Source organism: Protofrankia sp. Cj3, from assembly GCF_917627355.1.
In the GTDB taxonomy this organism is placed as follows: domain Bacteria; phylum Actinomycetota; class Actinomycetes; order Frankiales; family Frankiaceae; genus Protofrankia.
Map to the genome: position 1 here is coordinate 34551 of NZ_CAKJTR010000030.1, position 3324 is coordinate 37874.

General features: G+C 66.8%; 4 protein-coding genes and 2 pseudogenes. 3 read left to right on the plus strand and 3 right to left on the minus strand.

The window, feature by feature from the left end; translation table 11 throughout:
- On the minus strand, positions 1 to 556 hold a 556-nt coding region (locus MJ783_RS06440), incomplete at its 3' end, for a glycosyltransferase (RefSeq protein WP_239309122.1).
- 28 nt (positions 557 to 584) lie between these two features.
- On the opposite strand from MJ783_RS06440, the pseudogene MJ783_RS23575 reads away from it, so the two are divergent.
- A pseudogene (locus MJ783_RS23575) lies at positions 585 to 959 on the plus strand (LCP family protein); the annotation flags it as partial.
- On the opposite strand, the gene MJ783_RS06445 reads toward MJ783_RS23575, so the two are convergent.
- A complete protein-coding gene (locus tag MJ783_RS06445) occupies positions 923 to 1882 on the minus strand; it encodes an SMI1/KNR4 family protein (RefSeq protein WP_370651461.1) in 960 nt (319 codons plus the stop codon). The pseudogene MJ783_RS23575 and the gene MJ783_RS06445 overlap by 37 nt on opposite strands.
- Between MJ783_RS06445 and MJ783_RS06450 the strand changes: the two genes are divergently transcribed.
- Both MJ783_RS06450 and MJ783_RS06455 read left to right on the plus strand, forming a co-directional pair.
- Positions 1770 to 2216 carry a hypothetical protein gene (locus MJ783_RS06450; protein WP_239309126.1) on the plus strand — a complete coding sequence of 149 codons (447 nt, stop codon included), beginning with the start codon at positions 1770 to 1772 and terminating at the stop codon, positions 2214 to 2216. The two genes, MJ783_RS06445 and MJ783_RS06450, sit on opposite strands and share 113 nt — an antisense overlap.
- A 183-nt stretch (positions 2217 to 2399) precedes the next feature.
- Complete coding sequence (locus MJ783_RS06455) at positions 2400 to 2852, plus strand: hypothetical protein (RefSeq protein ID WP_239309128.1); 453 nt, start codon at positions 2400 to 2402, stop codon at positions 2850 to 2852.
- A gap of 46 nt (positions 2853 to 2898) precedes the next feature.
- Here the strand turns inward: MJ783_RS06455 and MJ783_RS06460 are convergent.
- Positions 2899 to 3324: pseudogene (locus tag MJ783_RS06460) on the minus strand (hypothetical protein); the annotation flags it as partial.

The following is a 3324-nucleotide window of genomic DNA, read 5'->3' on the forward strand; positions in this document are numbered from 1 at the left end:
TCTCACCGAACACTCCGTCGAACGAGGCTCGGACGATGCTGTGGGGAACCTCCGACATGCTCACGCCACGGTCATTCAGTTGCCGGAAGGCAGCCGCCGAGACGGCGAACAGATGGTCCAGCCGCCTGATCCGCCGTTCGAGAGCGCCCGGCTTCCGCTCCAGCATGAAGTCGGCTGCGTGTGCGGTAGCCGTGGCCGGCTTGCCGAGGTCGTCGGCGGTCAGAACGGCAACCGCCGTGGGGAGATTCACGAAATGAGCGTGAACGACGTCTGGATCGAATGTTGCGATGTCCCTGAGCAGCGACACGGCGGACGCTCCGGCGAGAAAAGCCCGCGCCCCGTATGACGGGCCGAGTCCGAACGCATGGGTGAACACCTTCAGCGGACGACGGACCAACGCGCACGACACGAGAGCGGCCTGCGCAAGGCGGGAACCGCCGTCGCCCTTACGGATGGCAAAGAGCTCAACCTCGACGCCGGCCGCGCGGACCGCGTGGACCTCCGCCGAGATGAAGGTCTCGCTGTAACCGGGCGCTCCGAGAAGGATGTACGCCACACGCAGCCGCTCGTTGCTCACGGGTTGGCGGTCGAGTGCGCAGCTGATCTCCATCCCCCGCGATACGTGGGTACACGTTCCCCGGTCGAAGGATGGTAGGTATGGCAACACCGACGCTAAGATCAACGCAGCTTACGCCTGGGGAGGCTTGCCGTTGACGGTGCAGACGGTGGAGAGTTTCACCGGCGTACGCATCGATCACGTCGTACTCGTCGACTTCGCTGGATTCAAGGAAATCGTCGACGCGCTGGACGGCGTCGAGATCGACGTTGAGCAGAGCTTCACCTCCACCCACTCCCTCGATCCGTCCGGTCGGCGTGGGTTCGCCAAGGGTAAACAGCTCATGGATGGCGCGGCTGCGCTGGACTACGCGCGTGAGCGCTTCGCGTTCCCCGACGGGGACTCGGATGTGAGCCGGTCGCCGAACCAGGCGTTCGCGTATGCCAGGTCCTGGAGCCAGTCCTGGCGGGCCATGCCGAAGAACGGCTGATCGGCGACGAAGCCGAAGCCGGGATGCACGGCCGGCCAGGCTGGGCATCCGCCGTTCGTCCGAAGCAGAAACGACCGGTACCCGGCGGGCAGGCCGTACCCGAGACGCTCCTCCAGCCTCTCCAGCACCTCGCCGGACAGCCGGTGGGTGAGCCGGATCCGCGGTGGTGTCCCGCCGTGCATCGCCAGACCCCGCCTGGCCCGATCGGCGCTGCCGGTGCTCACACCACCCAGATGCCTGTACGCGCCGTGCAGTTCGACGGGGACGAGGGCGATCCGGCGTGTCCGCGACCACACCGCCGGCAGGTGCGCCCAGGTCCACCCGGCCGGGGTGGCGCCCGGGCACACGTCCGCCCAGAGCGCATCTCCGCCGGCGGCCATGGTGTTGTTGGCGGTGAGCACGTCCACCACGCGCGCCTCGTCCACGCCGAGATCGGGTGAGCAGGGGGGCAGCTGGACGACGGCGCGTGCGTACGGGATCCAGTCGGGGAAGCCGTGCGGCCCGGCCAAAATGCCGTCACGGTACCGGATGCGCAGCATCGGCGAGCCTGCATGGACGATCTGGAACGCGTATCGGCCGCCGGGAATCATGCCGGGTCGCCGCGACGGTGGAACGGTTCCTTGAAGTACACCGTCACTCTCCTTCTCAGCCGCCCGCATGGAAGGCTGAAACTGTCCCGATGCCAGCCGTTTCCACGCTGAAGCTAGTAGGTAAGGAGGCTCGATGCGACGGCTGTTGACAGTCGCCACGACGCTGGTGTTCATGGCCGGCTGCGGCACCTTCGGCGGAGGGGGCGAGTCAGGTCCACAACCCGCGAAGACGGTGGAGCACGTCATCCTCTACCAGTTGTATGCGCAGGGCGGGTCCAATTTTATGATCACGCTGAACTACACCGACTCCACAGGGAGGCAGAAGCACGAGGAGTCCACCGCGCCGTCGTGGGCCAAGCAGGTCACCGTGCGGTATCCCGATGTCATGTTGGTGGCGATCTCAGGGAATGCCGTCGCGACTCCAATGGCGCCCGCCCCGCTGGGCACCGGGCTCCCCCAGGTGCAGTGCATCCTCACAGTCGATGGTGAAATCGTCGATCAGAAGGCGTCGATCCTCCCGACGTGCGAGGCGACGCTGACCGCCACGGCCCGCCCGATCCCGAAACTTTCGGCGAACTGAGTAAACCCGCACCGATTCCGTACCGCCTCGGCGATGATGGCGCGTTACCGCCGACTGCCGGGTTGACCGTCGCAGCCTACGGCACGCGGTTATCCACGCGGTCGCAACGACCGTGCGGCTCTGCCCCGGAAGGTGCGCGATACTGGCCGCATGCCCGACGATGGCGCCGTACGAGTCGTTAACGTGTTCAACAAGCCCATGGATGAGGACGGATGGTCGGCGGAGGAGGTCACCCTCGAGCGGCATCCTGGTGGTGACCTGACGCTGCGCTGCCGCACCTCGGGCCGCGCCGTAGAAATGATCATAGGAGAAGGCGCCACCGAGTACCGCCGGGCGTGGACTGTGATGGCTGAGCACGTGCCACAGGTACTACGGGCGGCTCTACAGGATCTGTTTGCCGACGCTTCAGCGCTACGCACTTGGCTGGCCGGCGCGGGGATCCCCGCCGCTGCCGAGGATTGGCAGGGTTACCCGATCCGGCCGCTGAACGAGAATCAGTTCGTCATCGAGGCCGTACGCGCGCTCCTCGGTGTGGACGGCAACGACGAAGGCACCAAGATCGCCGATAGGTTCACCACATGGTTGACGGAGCAGTCCATCAGCTATGAAACGGACGAGCAAGTCGTCACCAGCTGATCACTCTGCTTCGATACCCGGCGAGACGCTGACCGGCGGGCTGCACTCAGGTGGAGTGGCCCGGAACCTCCGAGCGCAGGATTGATGCGATTTCACCGCGTTGGGGACCGGGCGCCGGCTCCCGCGGCGGTGCCGAGCCACCGGGTCCGCCGCATCCCGCGACCGGTGCCTGCGCGGTTGAGCCGGTCGCGCCCTCGCCCAGCAATGCATCAAGGAGCCTTCGCGCGGCGTTGCCCGGCGGGTACCGCTCATCCAGGAAGTTACGCAGATCGAGTGCCCGCCGCCGTTGAGCATCGAGATCAGCCAGTACGTCCTTGACGTGCTCGACCCATGCCGGCAGGCGCCGCTGACCGATCTCCGCCACGGTGGCCTGCACCGCGGCGGGGTCCAAGCCGCCGTCCGGCCCGGCCACGGCGAGGAGCGCATCACAAGGATGCCCGGTCGGCATGTCCCGGCGGTTCCCGAATCCACT

Coding starts and splice junctions, on each gene's coding strand:
- MJ783_RS06450 (WP_239309126.1), top strand. CDS start 1,770: ATGCGACGGCTGTTGACAGTCGCCACGACGCTGGTGTTCATGGCCGGC.
- MJ783_RS06445 (WP_370651461.1), bottom strand. CDS start 1,882: ATGACGTGCTCCACCGTCTTCGCGGGTTGTGGACCTGACTCGCCCCCT.